Below are 14,620 nucleotides of genomic sequence, written 5' to 3'. Positions count from 1 at the left end.
TTATTTCTCTTCATTGTAAATTTATTATCAATCAAGAAATATTCATGGCATTATGCCGTAGATATTTTTTTGATAATTCTGCATATTGAATAGAGGAAGTGCATGGCATTCCAGGCAAAGGCAAGGCAATCTTGCCCCCTCGTGAGCCGGAGGGCACTGGCAAAGAAATGGCGGCATGCGGGCTTGGGTCTGCTGCTGGTGGTGATGGCATCGTCGGCCATGGCGCAACTGCCGGCGCCGCTCAAATCCGGGCATCCCAGGTTGTTCCTGACGCAGGCGGGAATTGACGGCCTGAAACGCCAATTGCCATACTATCCATCCGCTAAATTTCCTGCAGTCAAAGGCAGCATACAATTCAGTTTGCTGGCAAAGCACAAGGATAGCCAGGATGGCGGGGATCAAGCCATTTTTGGACAGTACCGCGGCACGAATAACACCATCCTCGTCCGTCATGTGGATGCCTGGGACACTCCCGGGACGATCGGTCTGCAAATTATGTTTATCGGCAAGCCGACATCTCCGTCGACCACGACAACGATGTCGTCGACCGTCGTTTATCTTAAGGCGGACGCGTGGACCGAGCTCAGGGTGGCGTGGGACACCCAGCTGCATGCGATCAATATCAAGGTCAATGGCCTATCGGTGCCTGCATTTTGGGGGAATGCCGACGCTCCGTTCACCGACTGGACTGCGAACGAACAGATATTCGATGTCGGTGCGCGGCGCAATGAAGTCATGAGTAATTTCATCTTGCGCGACGGCCAGGGACGGGAATTGATGCAATATGCGTCGCTCGATACCGGTCTGAGAAAGTCCTGGACCGATTACCGTAATGCCGCCGACATGCGCCTGGCGGACATCCGCAGCTGTGCCACGATCGCACCGACGTCGTCCGACTACCCTAAACCATGCAAGGTGGAGACCGGACATCGTGGAACGATTTATGAAAGCGCGCAGTTGCTGTCCATGGCATGGCTGCTGACGGAACAGGACAAATACAAGCAGGGCCTGCTGACGTATGTCGACATGTTGCTGGCGAGCCCGCTTCCCGCTGGCAATGAATGGTCGATGGGCGGCAGGGTGGCCGCCATGGGCCTCGTCTATGACTGGCTGTTTGATCTGATGGGCAGTGAGAATGTGCCTGCCGCAATGGGTACCGGATCTTACCGGTCCGCCCTGGCGCAGAGGATCAAGGACACGATTGCTGCTGAAAATACGGCAGTTGCGGGCGACCATCTCGTGGCATCCATGTGTGGCAGCAAGCAGCACTTGCGCGACACGAGTACAGTCTTCGATTGCGAGCAGAAACCCATATATGAACACTGGAACCGCACTGATGGACCCTCAGTAGCCCAATACTATGTCAGTGGCCACGCCTTTAGTGCCGTGACAAACATGGCGGTGGGATTGCTGGCCATCGCGGAAGAGTATCCCGAAGTCGTGCCGATGATCGACACGGCGTATGCGCATTTCGACAAGGGCTTCATGGCCGCGCGCGCCGCCATTTCGGCCGATGGCGGCCATCAGATGGGCTTTGCCTATGGCGTGTCGAGCATCCCCGAGCGCTTGTTGCTGTGGCGTACGGCGCTCGATAAATCAAGTGGCACGCCGCTGTTGCAGGCGGATTGGCAGGCGCAGCTGCTCTATCCGTATATCTACGGTTTGCGTAGCGACAGTCTTTTTCCTGCCAGCGGGGACACTTATGATTTGCGTGTAGCTAATCCACTGCTCGGACAATTGTCGCGCGGCGTGGCCAGTGCTGGCGATGACGGCGTGGCCTGGTCTTTTTACCGCGAGCAAGTGGGCAAGCGTACTTACTGGAACGACGAGATCCTGGAGCGTTTGTTCTGGCCGGCGGAAGTGGCGGCCGTGCCGATAGCAAGCTTGCCCCTGGCGCGCCATTTTCGCGTGTCGGGCCAGGTAGTGATGCGCGACACGTGGGATTATGCGAATGCCACTTTGCTGGATTTCAAATCCTCCTCGTTCGCGGCACAGAATCACCAGCACGCCGACCAGAACAGTTTTGCGCTGTATTACAAGGCTCCATTGCTGCTCGATACGGGCTTGTACGATAGCTATGAAAGCGTGCACTGGTGGAATTACTACACACGCAGCGTGGCGCACAACACGATCACGGTCTACGATACGGCGGACGATCAGACGGAGCGTCTCATGACGGGGACGAGCGGCCTGAGCCGCGATGGCGGACAGTGGATGCAAGCGCTGCAACAGAACTATCCGACGATAGACGAGATAAAGCCCGGTGGCGTCAATGCCCTCGATGGCATCGTGCGTTATGAAAATACGCCGGAATATACCTATACCAGTGGTAATGCCAGCAAAGCCTATTCGGCAATGCGGCTGGATCGCAACAATGGTTTCGTGCGCCAAGTGCTGTTCCTGCGTCAGCCCGCATTCTGGCCCAAGCCGGTGACGGTGATCTTCGATAGCGTGCGCAGCAAACGCGGCTTGCCGGCCACCTTCCTGCTGCATACGGCGCACGATACGGCGGCCAATACCGCCAGTACCAGCAATCTGGGGGATGGCCGCTACAAGCTCGGCTACAGCGCGGGACAGCGGCGCATCGCCACGGTACGCAATGGCGGCGGCATGTTGATCGTGCAAACCATGCTGCCCGAAAATGCCGTCGTGCATAAAGTTGGCGGACTCGATCATGATGGCACACAATGCAGACAGATGAGCCCCGTCACGGCGAACCAGTCGATGCCCAGCAGCGGCGATTGCCGCTTCATGGTGCGCCGCCGCCAGGCCGATGGCAGCGACCTGTGGTTCAACCATCCACCCCAAAAGAGCGAGCAAAAAACCACCAATGAGGATGTGGGCGTCTGGCGCCTGGAAGTCACATCGGCTACCGCGCCCGCCGTAAATGCCCCCGAATATTTCCTGCACGCGCTGTTTGTCGCCAACGATGATGGCGCCACGGGCACGGCCCAGCCGCCCGATGCGCGGCGCCTGGCGGCAGCGGCCAACACCGAGGCGCTGTTGCTGGGCAGTCAGCTGCAGGTGCTGTTCAACCGCGACGTGGCGCCCGCCGCCCGCATGGACTGGACTTCGCCGCTGGCCGCCGGCGCCATCCTGGCCACGGGATTGAAACCGGGCGCCCATTATGCGTTGACGTCGACAACGGCGGGTAGCGCCTTTGCCAGGAGCCTGGTCGAGGCGCAGGAAGGGACGGGCACGCACCTGAGTTCAGACCAGGGCGTGCTCAGCATCGAGTAAGCCGCTTGCCTGCCGGCCGGGTCAAGCCTGAGCGTCTTTTTTAGGCTTGGCCCGCAAGCTGGCCGCCGCCTCGCCGATGGCGAACGGGTCGCGCGACAGGATGGCCGCGCCCAGGTCGACCAGTTTGGCCGCCGCACCGATGGCCGCTTTCACGTCGGCGATGCGCTTGAGCTGCTGCTTGCCCTTGGCGATGGCGCCCTCGATATCGCCGCGCGCCTGTTCCGCGCCTTCGGCCGTCAGGTAGATGCCATACGCGCGAAACAGGGACACCATCTGGTCCAGGTGGTTTTCATATTGTTCCAGCAGCGCGCGCTCGTCCGGCGCCAGCGTCTCGCGTTCGCGGATGCGCAATTCCAGCACCAGGCTCGACGCCTGCGCCAGGCTGTCGGCGATGGCGTAGCTTTGGTCTTTCGTCAGTTCGGTCAGTTGGGCCATGGGATACTCCTGTGTGCGCGCCGCTTACCAGCGGGCGGGGGCATAGAAAACAGCCTGTTTTTGCAGCGTGTCGACCTGGCGTGAAAACTGCGCCAGCTGTTGTTCCAGTGCGGGCGCCTGCAGGCGGTCGAGATTGGCGCGCAGCGCGGCCACGCTCGCCTGCAGCGCGTCGACGGCGGCGACGTACGCGGCGACGATCTTTTCCCTTTCCTGCAATTGCCGGCCTTCCAGGTGCAGTCGCGTGCGGATGTAGTTGGCGGCCAGCGGTTCGCGCGGCGCGGCCTTGTCGACGGCGCCGCGCAGCAGGTCCAGGTCGCGCAATTCATCCTGCAAGCCGGCGCGGTAGCTGCGCTGCGCATACTCCTTGAGCGCATTGCTGACGATGTCGACGGCTTCCTGCTCGTCGAGCAATTCGCGCAAGGCCGATTTCTGCAGGCGCTGCGTGGCCAGGCGGCTCAGGTGTTCGCTCAGTTTCATCACCTTGTCCAGCTTGCCCGCATCGAGCAGGGGCGCGCCGCCACCCGGCTGCGCCAGGCCGCCCAGCGCATCGCCGAGTCCTGCAAACTCTTCCTTGTAGACGGGCAGCTTGTCATCGGCCAGCGCCGCCAGGGTGCGGGCATAGCGCAGCAGGAGGTCGTTCAGGCTGGCGATCGACGCTGTGGCCTGCTCGATGGCGGCGCAATCGGCGCGCGCCGCCTGTTCGCTCGCTTGCGCATCGAAACGCTCGGCCAGGATCAGGCGCTTGCGCATGGCCTTGTCCATGCAGCTGTGGACGCCGCCCGCCAGCATGGGCTCGAAGTGGACCGACATCTTTTGCGTCTGTTCTGCGAAGGTGCGCACGGGCGCCAGGTTGCTGGCGCAGCCGCCCAGCAGCAGGCTGGCGGTGGCGCAAAGAAGCAGGGTGGAAACGGATGAATTCTGTGGGCGCTGCATATGGCCTCCATGCGGTAGCAGTAACTGATGGGTCCGGCGCGCACGCGCTGGCATGGCCGACGTTAGCATGCTAAGGAGTAGCAGTATTGCGCCAGATCAGCGGCCAGATGAATCGCCGAGCTCGCCTTTCTGCCTGTCGCGTTTTGCCACAGGACTGTTGCCCGATGGTGCAAGGTGCTCCAATTTGCGCCATATTTTCCTTACAAAAAACTGACAGCGGGCCGGCAATCTGGTCTTTTTCGCATGTTGCGACGCGTCATATGTAGTTGTTGCTGGGGCATGTTTACTCACCTACAATGATTTATCGATGGGGCGGTTATCCAGCGTACGACTATAAAAATAAGTGGCATGAAAAACGTTGTATCAGAGGAGATGACAATGAATTTGAAACAGAAATTGCTCGTGGCAAGTTTGGTTTTGGGTTTCTCGCAGGCGGCCGTCGCAGCCGACCCCATCAAGATCGGCGTGTCCGGTCCGTTCACGGGCGGTTCCGCGCCGATGGGCGTGTCGATGCGCGACGGCGTCAAGCTGGCCGTCGCTGAAATCAATGCCAAGGGTGGCGTGCTGGGCCGTTCCCTGCTGCTGATCGAGCGCGACGACGAAGCGAAGAACGAACGCGGCGTGCAGATCGCCCAGGAGCTGATCAACAAGGAAAAGGTCGCCGCCACCGTCGGCTACATCAACACGGGCGTGGCCCTGGCCTCGCAGCGCTTCTACCAGGAAGCAAAAATTCCCGTCATGAACAATGTGGCGACGGGCTCCATCGTCACGAAGCAATTCGCCGACCAGCCGGAAAACTACATCTTCCGCAATGCGGCCAATGACACCATCCAGTCCGGCATGATCGTGCACGAGGCCATCGAGAACCGCAAGTTCAAGAAAGTGGCGATCCTGGCCGACTCCACCAACTATGGCCAGCTGGGCCGTGAAGACCTGGAAAAGGCGCTCGACAAGAAGGGCATCAAGCCCGTCGTCGTGGAAAAATACAACATCAAGGACGTCGACATGACGGCCCAGCTGCTGAAAGCCAAGCAGGCGGGCGCGGAAGTCGTGCTGACCTACGGCATCGGCCCGGAACTGGCGCAGATCGCCAACGGCATGGAAAAACTGGGCTGGAAAGTGCCGCTGATCGGCAGCTGGACCCTGGCCATGGGTAACTTCATCGACAACGCGGGCAAGAACGGCAATGGCACGCGCATGCCGCAAACCTTCATCCAGGACGCCAGCACGCCGAAGCGCAAGGCCTTCATCGACGCCTACGTGGCCGCCTACAAGCCATCGGGCGGACGCATGCCGTCGGCCGTTTCGGCCGCGCAAGGCTACGATTCCATCTACCTGCTGGCCGCGGCCATCACGCAGGCAGGCGGCACGGACGGCCCGAAAGTGCGCGCCGCGCTGGAAAACCTGAATGAAAAGGTGGAAGGCGCCGTCACCACCTACAACAAGCCGTTCAGCAAAACCAACCATGAGGCGATCACGGCCGACCTGACGGTCTTCGGTGAGGTCAAGGACGGCAAAGTCGTCCTCGCGAAATAAGCCTGGCAGACATTCGCCGCGCAGTGGCCAGCCTTGAGGAATCAGGACTGGCCATTTTTTCATCGTTCGTCTTCCGGGGAATACCATGGAAATCTTCCTGCAGCTCGTCTTCAGCGGCATCGCGCTGGGCATGATCTATGCCGTCATCGCCTTCGGCTACCAGCTGACCTTTGCCACTTCCGGCACCCTCAATTTCGGCCAGGGAGAATCCCTGATGCTGGGCGCGCTCGTGGGCCTTTCCCTGGTGGGCACCATCCACGGCGGCCCGTACATGAGTTATCTGTTGATGATCCCCATCGTCATCGTCTTCGGCGCCTTGCAGGGCGTGTTCGTCGAATGGATAGGCGTGCGGCCCGCCATCAAGATCAAGTCCGAATTCGGCTGGATCATGTCGACCATCGCGCTGGCGATCATTTTCAAGAATGTGGCGGAAAACATCTGGGGCAAGGATGACCTGATGTTCCCGTCGCCGCTGTCGGCCGCGCCGTTCCAGGTGTTTGGCGCCAACGTGCAGCAGATGCAGGTGGCCGTCATCGTCGGCGCGCTGGCCATCATGCTGGCCGTCGAAGTGTTCAACCGCAAATCGATCTATGGCAAGGCCGTCGTGGCGACGGCCAACGACCGCGACGCGGCCGGCCTGATGGGCATCAACACGGGCATGGTCATCACGTTTTCCTACGCGCTGTCGTCGGCCACGGCCGCCTTTGCGGGCGTGCTGGTGGCGCCGCTGACACTGACGGGAGCGACCATGGGCGCCTCGCTGGGCTTGAAGGCGTTTGCCGTGGCCATCATCGGCGGCCTGACGTCGGGCGTGGGCGCCATCGTCGGCGGGCTGATCCTGGGCATCGCCGAGACGACCACCGGCTACTACATTTCCACCGGCTACAAGGAAGTGCCAGGCCTGCTGCTCCTGCTGCTGGTGCTGGCCGTCAAGCCGTCCGGCCTGTTCGGCAAAGCCGCGATCAAGAAAGTCTGAGGACCACATGAACAAGAAAATCACCATGCTGGCGCTGAGCGCGGCGGGACTGGCCGCGCTCGCGCTGTTCCCCATCCTCATCCCGAACCCGTATTACATCCACCTGGCCGAGACCATCCTGATCTACGCCATCCTGCTGTTCGGCCTCGATATCGTCGTCGGCTACACGGGGCAGGTGTCGCTGGGCCACGCGGGCCTGTTCGGCATCGGCTCGTACGTCACGGGCGTGCTGGTGTTCAAGCTGGGCGTGTCGTTCTGGCTGGCCATCCCCGCCAGCATCCTGGGCGCGGCCGTGTTTGGCGCCATCCTGGCCTTGCCGGCCTTGCGCGTGACGGGCCCCTACCTGGCCATGGTGACCCTGGCCTTCGGCACCATCGTGCAAATCCTGATCAATGAAATGAGCTTCCTGACGGAAGGGCCGATGGGCATCAAGATCCACAAGCCCGTCCTGTTCGGCCACAAACTGACGGAAGTGGAGTACTACTACATGGTCGCCGCGCTGCTGGTGATCTCGCTGGTGGTGGTGCACCGCATCCTGAAGTCGAACCTGGGCCGCGCGTTCGAAGCCTTGCGCGACAGCCCCATCGCCTCGGACTGCATGGGCGTGTCCGTGTACCGCTACAAGGTGTACGCCTTCGTCATCAGCGCCGGTTTCGCGGGCCTGGCCGGCAGCCTGTACGCGTATTCGGAAGAATACATCTCGCCCAACACCTACAATTTCGAGCTGACGATCTTGTTCCTGCTGGCCGTCATCATGGGCGGGCGCAAGACCCGTTCGGGCGCGCTGATCGGCGCCCTGATCGTCGTCATGCTGCCCAGCCTCTTGTCGGACATCGAATTGTTCCGCAAGATCGCCGTGACCGCCGCCGTGCTGGGCGTGATCGGCTCCGCTTTCATGCTGGCGAAAAAGCGCTCCACCGTGCGTGGCGTGCTCGTCCCCCTGGTGGCCACCATCGGCCTGGCCGCGTTTTCCTACAAGCTGGAAAACATGGTCGACTGGCGTTTGACCATCTTCGGACTGATGACCTTGTTCGTCGTGTACTACCTGCAGGATGGCATCGTGGGCTTCTTGATGAGCTTTATCGGCAAGGGCCGGCGCCACGTGCAAGCCGTCGCTTCGCACGGCGTGGCGCCGTTCGACCATGCACAGGGTGGCCAGCAGGGCGCGACCCTGCTGCGCGTGGACCAGGCCCTGATGCAGTTCGGCGGCCTGAAGGCGCTGAACCAGGTGGACTTGAACGTCACGCAAGGTTCCGTGCACGGCTTGATCGGGCCGAACGGTTCGGGCAAGAGCACGATGATGAACGTGCTCACGGGGATCTACAAGCCGACGGCGGGCAAGGTGGAATTTGCCGGCGCCGTGATTTCGGGCCGCACGCCGTCCGAGATCGCATTGGGCGGCGTGGCGCGCACCTTCCAAAACGTGCAGCTGTTCGGCGAGATGACGGCCACCGAGAACGTGCTGGTGGGCCTGCACAACACTTTCAAGTCGAACGTGCTGGACGTGATGCTGCATACGCCGCGCTACAGGCGCGAAGAGAAGGCCGCGCGCGAGCGGGCCGCCAGCATCCTCGAATTCGTCGGCCTGGCCGACCTGGCCAATGAAGAGGCGCGCAATCTGCCGTATGGCAAGCAGCGGCTGCTGGAAATCGGCCGCGCACTGGGCCTCAATCCGCGTTTGCTGCTGCTCGACGAGCCGGCCGCTGGCTTGACGGCGCCCGACATCAAGGAGCTGATGGCCATCATCCGCAAGATCCGGGAGCACGGCATCACCATCATCCTGATCGAGCACCACATGGACGTGGTGATGGCCTTGTCGGACGTGGTGACGGTGCTGGACTTCGGCCAGAAGATCGCCGAAGGCGCACCCGCGCTTGTCCAGAGCGACCCGAAAGTGATCGAAGCCTACCTGGGCGGCAGCGCCGAAACCCTGAGCCCTGCGGCGCACTGAGAGGAAGACCATGCTGAGCATTCAAAATCTGCACGCCGCCTACGGCAAAGTCGAAGTCCTGCACGGCATTTCGCTCGACGTCCCGAAGGGCAAGCTGGTGACCCTGATCGGCTCGAACGGCGCCGGCAAGACCACCACCATGCGCGCCATTTCCGGCATGCTGAAACCGAAATCCGGCACCGTCACCCTGGGCGGCAAGGATGTCACGGGCCTCGATTCGCACAAGATCGCGCGCGCCGGCCTGGCCCATTCGCCGGAAGGGCGGCGCGTGTTCGCCTCGATGTCGGTGACGGACAACCTGCTGCTGGGCGCCTTCCCCCGCTTTACACGGGCGCGCCCGAAAGGCGACATCAAGCGCGACCTGGACAAGGCACTGGAACTGTTCCCCCGCCTGAAGGAGCGGCGCGACCAGCTGGCCGGCACCTTGTCCGGCGGCGAGCAGCAGATGCTGGCCATGGCCCGCGCCGTGATGCTGAACCCCGAAGTGATACTGCTGGACGAACCGTCGATGGGCCTGGCGCCGATTTTGGTGGAAGAAGTCTTCCGCATCATCACGCGATTGAAGGCCGAAGGCGTGACCATGCTGCTGGTCGAACAATTCGCCGCCGCCGCCCTGAACGTGGCCGATTACGGCTACGTGCTGGAAAACGGCAGCATCTCCGTGCACGGCCCGGCGGAAAGCCTGAAAACCGATCCGAAGGTGATCGCGGCGTATCTGGGGGGAGGGCATTGATGATGGCCTGACAATGCGCTTGCTGCGCATTGTCAAATCCTCTGCATTGCAAACTCCCACCGTGTGGATCAAGAATGTTGACGCTGGCGGTGGTAATTCATGTCCTGTAAAACGTTCTGGGCGTATTGCTCTTGTTGTCGTCCGCTTCCAGAAGAGCCACAACGTCATCATGATCAATGACTTTGCCTTTCTCGATCTGATTTCGGCCGAGCGCAAGGATGCGGAACATGGCAAGTTGATCCCGAGTCTTTTGATAACTAACAGGGTCTGGCACAGCTGCCTGAATTTTACCGTTTACCGTGATGGCGACTGGCTCATGCATTTCAAGTGCCTGTTTGATCACGTCGCTGGTGTTCGTCTTCAAGTACATGCCGCTCTCCATAAATTGGCAGACCGATGATGGGATCATATGACTACATTGAGTGCCAGATTTAGCCAGTCACACAGTCTCTTCGTTTGGCTTTTCGGGCATGCATCGCTGCGCCTGATATTCGAGCGCAGCCTCTAAGCATCAGTGCTTGGTCGGCTTTTCCTGCTGCACCAGAATGAACGGGCTGACGACGACGGCCCATAGCGAGCTATCGGCTGCCTGCCAGTCCAGCGCCTGCTGGTCGGAGACTTTGGCTACCTTGCCGTCGGCCATCCATTGCGTGATGGTCGCCTTGTCGTCGTGCGAGATGCGCACGGCCACTTCGACGAGGTCCAGTTCATTGGCGACCCAGACGACATTGCCCTGGGCGAAGTGCTTTTCCAGCTCGCTCCAGGCCAGGCGGGCCGTTTCGCTGTTTACTTTGAGGCGCAGTTCGGTGTCTTTTTCAGGATTGGTTTGCATGCAAAATATCAGGTTGCGGTGAGTCGGTGCCGTTGCGCGCGGCTTATTTGCCCGGGAGGGCTTCCACGCGCGGCGTCGGCGTACCCTGCCATGTTAACCGATAGGCGGCGCCTTTGCGAACATTGCCCACGAGGGCTGGGCGGAAACAGGCCAGGTTGGTGCCGCCCGCCAGTCGGGTGCTGGGAAAGATGATGCCCATCGAACCGGCTTCGAGCAGGATGGCGGCCAGGTCTTGCGAGGCGATGTAGCTGGCCGGGTCCAGGCAGGCCGCATAGCGCTCCTGGCCGCGCAAGTCGTGGAAGCTGGCGGAGAAATCGGCCAGCAGCGACTGGTAGCTGACGCTGTCGTCGAAATAGTCGATTTCCTGGTATTCCACTGTCTTGTGGAAAATGATCTCGGCCAGCGCCGTTTTCATGTCGAAGGCGCAATACCAGGCGCCCCGTTCGCCATCGTTGAAACGCGCCCCTTCCGGCCGGGCATAGGTGTACGCGGCGTTGATGATGCGAAAGTGCGGCACGCCAAAAACCAGCTCGTCCACGCCAATTCCTGGTGCGCCGCCGTACTCCGCCACCAGGCGGGCGTTGGTGGCGTTATCGAGCTCGAACAGCTCGCGCAGGTGATCGTCATCCTCGGCCAAGGGCGCCAGCACGGAGTCTTCCATGTCGGCGAAGCGCGACGGGATCAGGCGGCAGGTGTCGATCTGGCGCAGCGCGGTCAGCGGCGGCAGGTGTGCTTGCGGCGTAGTCGGCACGATCATAGTCCCCCGCGGCGCGCATCGAGCAGCTTGCGCACCGTCTGCATGGCCAGCAAGCCGCCGGCCAGCATTTGCGACAGCGGCGTGCGCCCGCCAAAGATCGGATTCTTGTTGGGCAAACCGACCCATTCGTCGGCCAGCTTGTCGCCGTACAGGATGTGCAGGGCTTTATAAATGCCCAGCAAATAGGAAATACGCGTGATGCGGTCCACTTCCAGCACGCGGTCCGGGTGCTTCTTCCACTCGTAATAAGCGCTGCTGGACAGGCCGCCCAGCAATTCGCGCGCATCGTCGTCGCGCAGTTTCCAGGCGGCGGCCAGCTTGAAAAACCCCTTCAGGGCCGCCTGCGACAATCGTTCGCGCTCGGCTTTGGCATTCAGGTCGACGAGCACGGCCGGCTCGAAGCGGCTCTTGGGATAGGCGTAAGCGAGATTCATGATGATATGTCCTTCAATAGAACTCTGTTTAAGGACTATTTATACTCCTTTTCAGGACTTGTTGCAATGGACGCGCACATGAAAAACGGGGCGCACCAGGACATCGTCCCCGTGCGCCCCGTTGGCCGGCTGGCCGGGTCGGCTTATCGTGCCGTGACGGTGACCGGCAGGTTCAGTTGCGCCGTCAAGCCGTTATTGTCCAGTGCCACGACCTTCAGCGCATAGTTGCCAGCCACCGGCTGCGGCCAGGTGGCCGTGATGGTCATGCCGCTCATGGAGAACTGCATGCCCAGCGGCGCGCCGGTGATCGAGATCCACAAACTGTTCGCGCCGGGTGCCGTCAGCACGATGCTGCCGCTCAGGGTCTTGCCCGCCACGCCCGTCATGGCCGCGGCAGTGATCGTGGGACCGGCGGCGGCGATCTTCACCGCGGCCACGGCCTGGCCCGTCAAGCCCGTCTTGCTATCTTTGGCGATGACGGTCACGTTGTAGCTGCCCAGCACGGGGCTGGCCCAGCTGACGACGCCGGCGGCATTGACGGCCATGCCCGACGGCGCGCCCGACAGGCTGTAGGTGACGGGATTGGGCGCCACCGTCGTGGCAGCGAACGACAGGGCCACGCCCGGCTTGCCGCTGACGCTGGCGACTGTCACCACGGGCGGCAGCGGGGCGGCGACGGCGACAGTGTAGAGCCCCTTGCCGCTGAGGCCAGTCTTGCTGTCCGTGGCCGTCACGGTGACGGCATAGGTGCCGGCCACGGGCGCTGCCCAGCTCACGAGGCCGGCGCTGCTGATGGCCATGCCGGCCGGCGCGCCGGCGAGCGCGTAGCTGACCGGGTTGGCGGCCGTGACGCTGACATTGAACGCCAGGGCCGTGCCAACCTTGCCCGTGATGGCGCCGGCGGCGACGACGGGCGGCGCGACGGGGGCGATGACGATGCTGTACACGCCCTGGCCGCTGAGACCGCTGACGGTGTCCCTGGCCACCATGGTCACGGCATACGTGCCCGCGACGGGGGCGGTCCAGCTGACCACGCCCGTGGCGGCGATGCTCATGCCGGCCGGCGCGCCCAGCATGGTGTAGCCGAGAGGATTGGCTGCGCTGGCCGCCACGGTGAACGACAGCGGCTTGCCGGCCGTGCCGCTGATGCTGGCCGGCGCCACCACGGGAGCGGCCGGTGCGATCTGCGTGCCCGACAGGCTGGCCAGCAGGCTCTTCACGTTCGGCGTGCCCAGGCCGCCCAGCGGGTCATAGCCGATCCTGGCCGTGCACACGCTGCAAGTGCCGTTGCTGCCCCGCGTGACGTCGGCAAAGCTGCTGGCAAAGGTGCCGGGCACGGTGGCGATCTGGCCGTACAGCATGCTGTGCGGCAAGCCGAGCGCCGTCTTGGCCTGCAGCGCGCGGCTGGCGTTGGCGATGGCGACGAGGCCGGCCCATTGCGGCGTGGACAGGCTGGTGCCGCCGATGCTGAGCCAGCTGGCGGTGCTGCTGCCTTGCGCCATCACGGCCGTGTACTGGCCCGTGGCGGGGTCGGCATTGAAGGCCACGTCGGCCACGTTGCGCCGCAGCAGGTTGGTCAGGCCGGGCACGCTCACCGTCTGGTAGCTGGGCAATGCCGTGTAGGCGCTGATGCCGCCGCCCGTGCCGGACCAGGCCGCTTCGCTGCGCACGCCGCTGCCGCTGTAGCTGAGCGTGGTGCCGCCCACGGCCAGCACGTTGGGCGACACGGAGGGCCAGGACACGCCGCTGCCCGAGTCGCCCGTGGCGGCCAGGTAACTCATGTTCTTGCCCGTGAAGGCGCTGTCGACGGAAGCCGTCCAGCTGCCTTCGGCGGCGCCAAAACTCATCGAGACGACGCCAGGGCCCATCAGGTTGGCCAGGCGCACGGCGCCCAGCAGGCTGTTGATGGAAGCGTCGGGCGCCTCGATCAGCACGATGCGCGCCAGCGGGGCCGTGGCATGCGCCCATTGCACGTCGAGCGCGATTTCCATGGCCCAGCCCGAGTTATAGGCGGGCGCGGTGGCCGTCATCGTGCTCGATGGCGTGTTGTACACGACGGAAAATTCGCAACCGCTGGCCGGTGCCGGCGGCAAGGGCAGGGCGGCATTCGTGGCGATGGCCTTGGTGGTGCAGCCGGGCAAGCCGAATTTCTGGTTGAAGATGGCCAGTTCGGCGGCCGCGTTCGGGTTGTGCATGGCGTCGACGATGTAGATCGTCTGTCCTGCGCCCAGCTGTGCCGCCTGGGCCGCCGTCAGCGCCGTGCCCGCCGCCGGCAGGGCCGGCAGGTCGTAGGCGGCGCGGATTTGCGCGGGAGAGTAGGTGGCGACCACGCTGCTGCCGGCCATGGGCGCGGCGCTGTCGCTCGCGCCGCCATCAAGCAGCGGCGAGAGGTCTTGTGCCGCCTGTTCCGCCGCGGCGATTCTCTGCGCCGTCAGGCGCCGCGTGGCCATGTTCGCCATGGCACGGGGCACGCGCTGCATGTGCGGGCGCCAATGGGCCGAGCCGCTGCTGTTGGCGTTGTCGCGCCCGTCAGGCGCATCGAGCAGGGTGGGGGCCGCATGGAACATCGGTTGCGCCACCAGCGCCCCAACGGCGGCGGGGATGACGGGCACCTCGACACCGAACTGTGTCGCGGCCGTGGCGATGGCGGCGGGCGGCGCCGAAGTTTCCTGGCCGGGACCGCAAGCGGCCAGCAGGAGGGCGGCGGAGGCGCCCAGCAGCAGGCGCCCATGACGGGGATGCGGGGGAATGAATTTTTTCATGGCGAAACTCTCCGAGTTGGGCGAGGGCCAC

General features: G+C 62.9%; 13 protein-coding genes. 5 read left to right on the top strand and 8 right to left on the bottom strand.

Going from position 1 to position 14,620, the window contains the following annotated elements:
• Window positions 1-42: 42 nt before the first annotated feature.
• On the bottom strand, window positions 43-453 hold the full coding sequence (locus CLU90_RS29655) for a hypothetical protein (RefSeq protein WP_198511165.1): 411 nt from the start codon (window positions 451-453) through the stop codon (window positions 43-45).
• Between the two features lie 282 nt (window positions 454-735).
• On the opposite strand from CLU90_RS29655, the gene CLU90_RS07020 reads away from it, so the two are divergent.
• Window positions 736-3,240: a heparinase II/III domain-containing protein gene (locus CLU90_RS07020; RefSeq protein ID WP_198511164.1), complete on the top strand. Its 2,505-nt coding sequence runs from the start codon at window positions 736-738 to the stop codon at window positions 3,238-3,240.
• A 21-nt stretch (window positions 3,241-3,261) separates the two neighbouring features.
• Here CLU90_RS07020 and CLU90_RS07015 read toward each other — a convergent pair whose 3' ends face one another.
• Together CLU90_RS07015 and CLU90_RS07010 are read right to left on the bottom strand one after the other, a co-directional pair.
• Window positions 3,262-3,675, bottom strand: coding sequence for a hypothetical protein (locus tag CLU90_RS07015; protein WP_100427510.1), 414 nt, complete (start codon window positions 3,673-3,675; stop codon window positions 3,262-3,264).
• Window positions 3,676-3,699: 24 nt separating this feature from the next.
• The gene (locus tag CLU90_RS07010) at window positions 3,700-4,608 is read right to left on the bottom strand and encodes a hypothetical protein (RefSeq protein WP_100427509.1); all 909 of its coding nucleotides are present in this window, start codon (window positions 4,606-4,608) and stop codon (window positions 3,700-3,702) included.
• A gap of 378 nt (window positions 4,609-4,986) precedes the next feature.
• Between CLU90_RS07010 and CLU90_RS07005 the strand changes: the two genes are divergently transcribed.
• From CLU90_RS07005 to CLU90_RS06990, 4 genes are all read left to right on the top strand, one after another.
• Window positions 4,987-6,144: an ABC transporter substrate-binding protein gene (locus CLU90_RS07005; protein WP_046682990.1), complete on the top strand. Its 1,158-nt coding sequence runs from the start codon at window positions 4,987-4,989 to the stop codon at window positions 6,142-6,144.
• Window positions 6,145-6,229: 85 nt separating this feature from the next.
• Complete coding sequence (locus tag CLU90_RS07000) at window positions 6,230-7,120, top strand: branched-chain amino acid ABC transporter permease (RefSeq protein ID WP_010398938.1); 891 nt, start codon at window positions 6,230-6,232, stop codon at window positions 7,118-7,120.
• A 7-nt stretch (window positions 7,121-7,127) separates the two neighbouring features.
• Window positions 7,128-9,071 carry a branched-chain amino acid ABC transporter ATP-binding protein/permease gene (locus CLU90_RS06995; RefSeq protein WP_100427508.1) on the top strand — a complete coding sequence of 648 codons (1,944 nt, stop codon included), beginning with the start codon at window positions 7,128-7,130 and terminating at the stop codon, window positions 9,069-9,071.
• A gap of 10 nt (window positions 9,072-9,081) precedes the next feature.
• Window positions 9,082-9,804 carry an ABC transporter ATP-binding protein gene (locus CLU90_RS06990; protein ID WP_092709395.1) on the top strand — a complete coding sequence of 241 codons (723 nt, stop codon included), beginning with the start codon at window positions 9,082-9,084 and terminating at the stop codon, window positions 9,802-9,804.
• A 97-nt stretch (window positions 9,805-9,901) separates the two neighbouring features.
• On the opposite strand, the gene CLU90_RS06985 is transcribed toward CLU90_RS06990, so the two are convergent.
• From CLU90_RS06985 to CLU90_RS06965, 5 genes are all read right to left on the bottom strand, one after another.
• The gene (locus CLU90_RS06985) at window positions 9,902-10,174 is read right to left on the bottom strand and encodes a type II toxin-antitoxin system Phd/YefM family antitoxin (protein ID WP_100427507.1); all 273 of its coding nucleotides are present in this window, start codon (window positions 10,172-10,174) and stop codon (window positions 9,902-9,904) included.
• Between the two features lie 141 nt (window positions 10,175-10,315).
• Window positions 10,316-10,636, bottom strand: a complete 321-nt coding sequence (locus tag CLU90_RS06980) for a DUF2288 domain-containing protein (protein ID WP_100427506.1) — start codon at window positions 10,634-10,636, stop codon at window positions 10,316-10,318.
• Between the two features lie 43 nt (window positions 10,637-10,679).
• Complete coding sequence (locus CLU90_RS06975; RefSeq protein ID WP_100427505.1) at window positions 10,680-11,393, bottom strand: RES family NAD+ phosphorylase; 714 nt, start codon at window positions 11,391-11,393, stop codon at window positions 10,680-10,682.
• Window positions 11,390-11,827, bottom strand: coding sequence for an antitoxin Xre/MbcA/ParS toxin-binding domain-containing protein (locus CLU90_RS06970; RefSeq protein WP_092709383.1), 438 nt, complete (start codon window positions 11,825-11,827; stop codon window positions 11,390-11,392). The genes CLU90_RS06975 and CLU90_RS06970 overlap by 4 nt, the downstream gene beginning before the upstream one ends.
• A gap of 143 nt (window positions 11,828-11,970) precedes the next feature.
• Window positions 11,971-14,589, bottom strand: a complete 2,619-nt coding sequence (locus CLU90_RS06965; protein ID WP_100429392.1) for a S53 family peptidase — start codon at window positions 14,587-14,589, stop codon at window positions 11,971-11,973.
• Window positions 14,590-14,620: the final 31 nt, after the last annotated feature.

It is taken from the genome of Janthinobacterium sp. 67 (assembly GCF_002797895.1).
GTDB lineage: Bacteria > Pseudomonadota > Gammaproteobacteria > Burkholderiales > Burkholderiaceae_D > Janthinobacterium.
The sequence above is the reverse complement of the archived record's forward strand: the minus strand, read 5'-3'. Positions and strand labels throughout refer to the sequence as shown.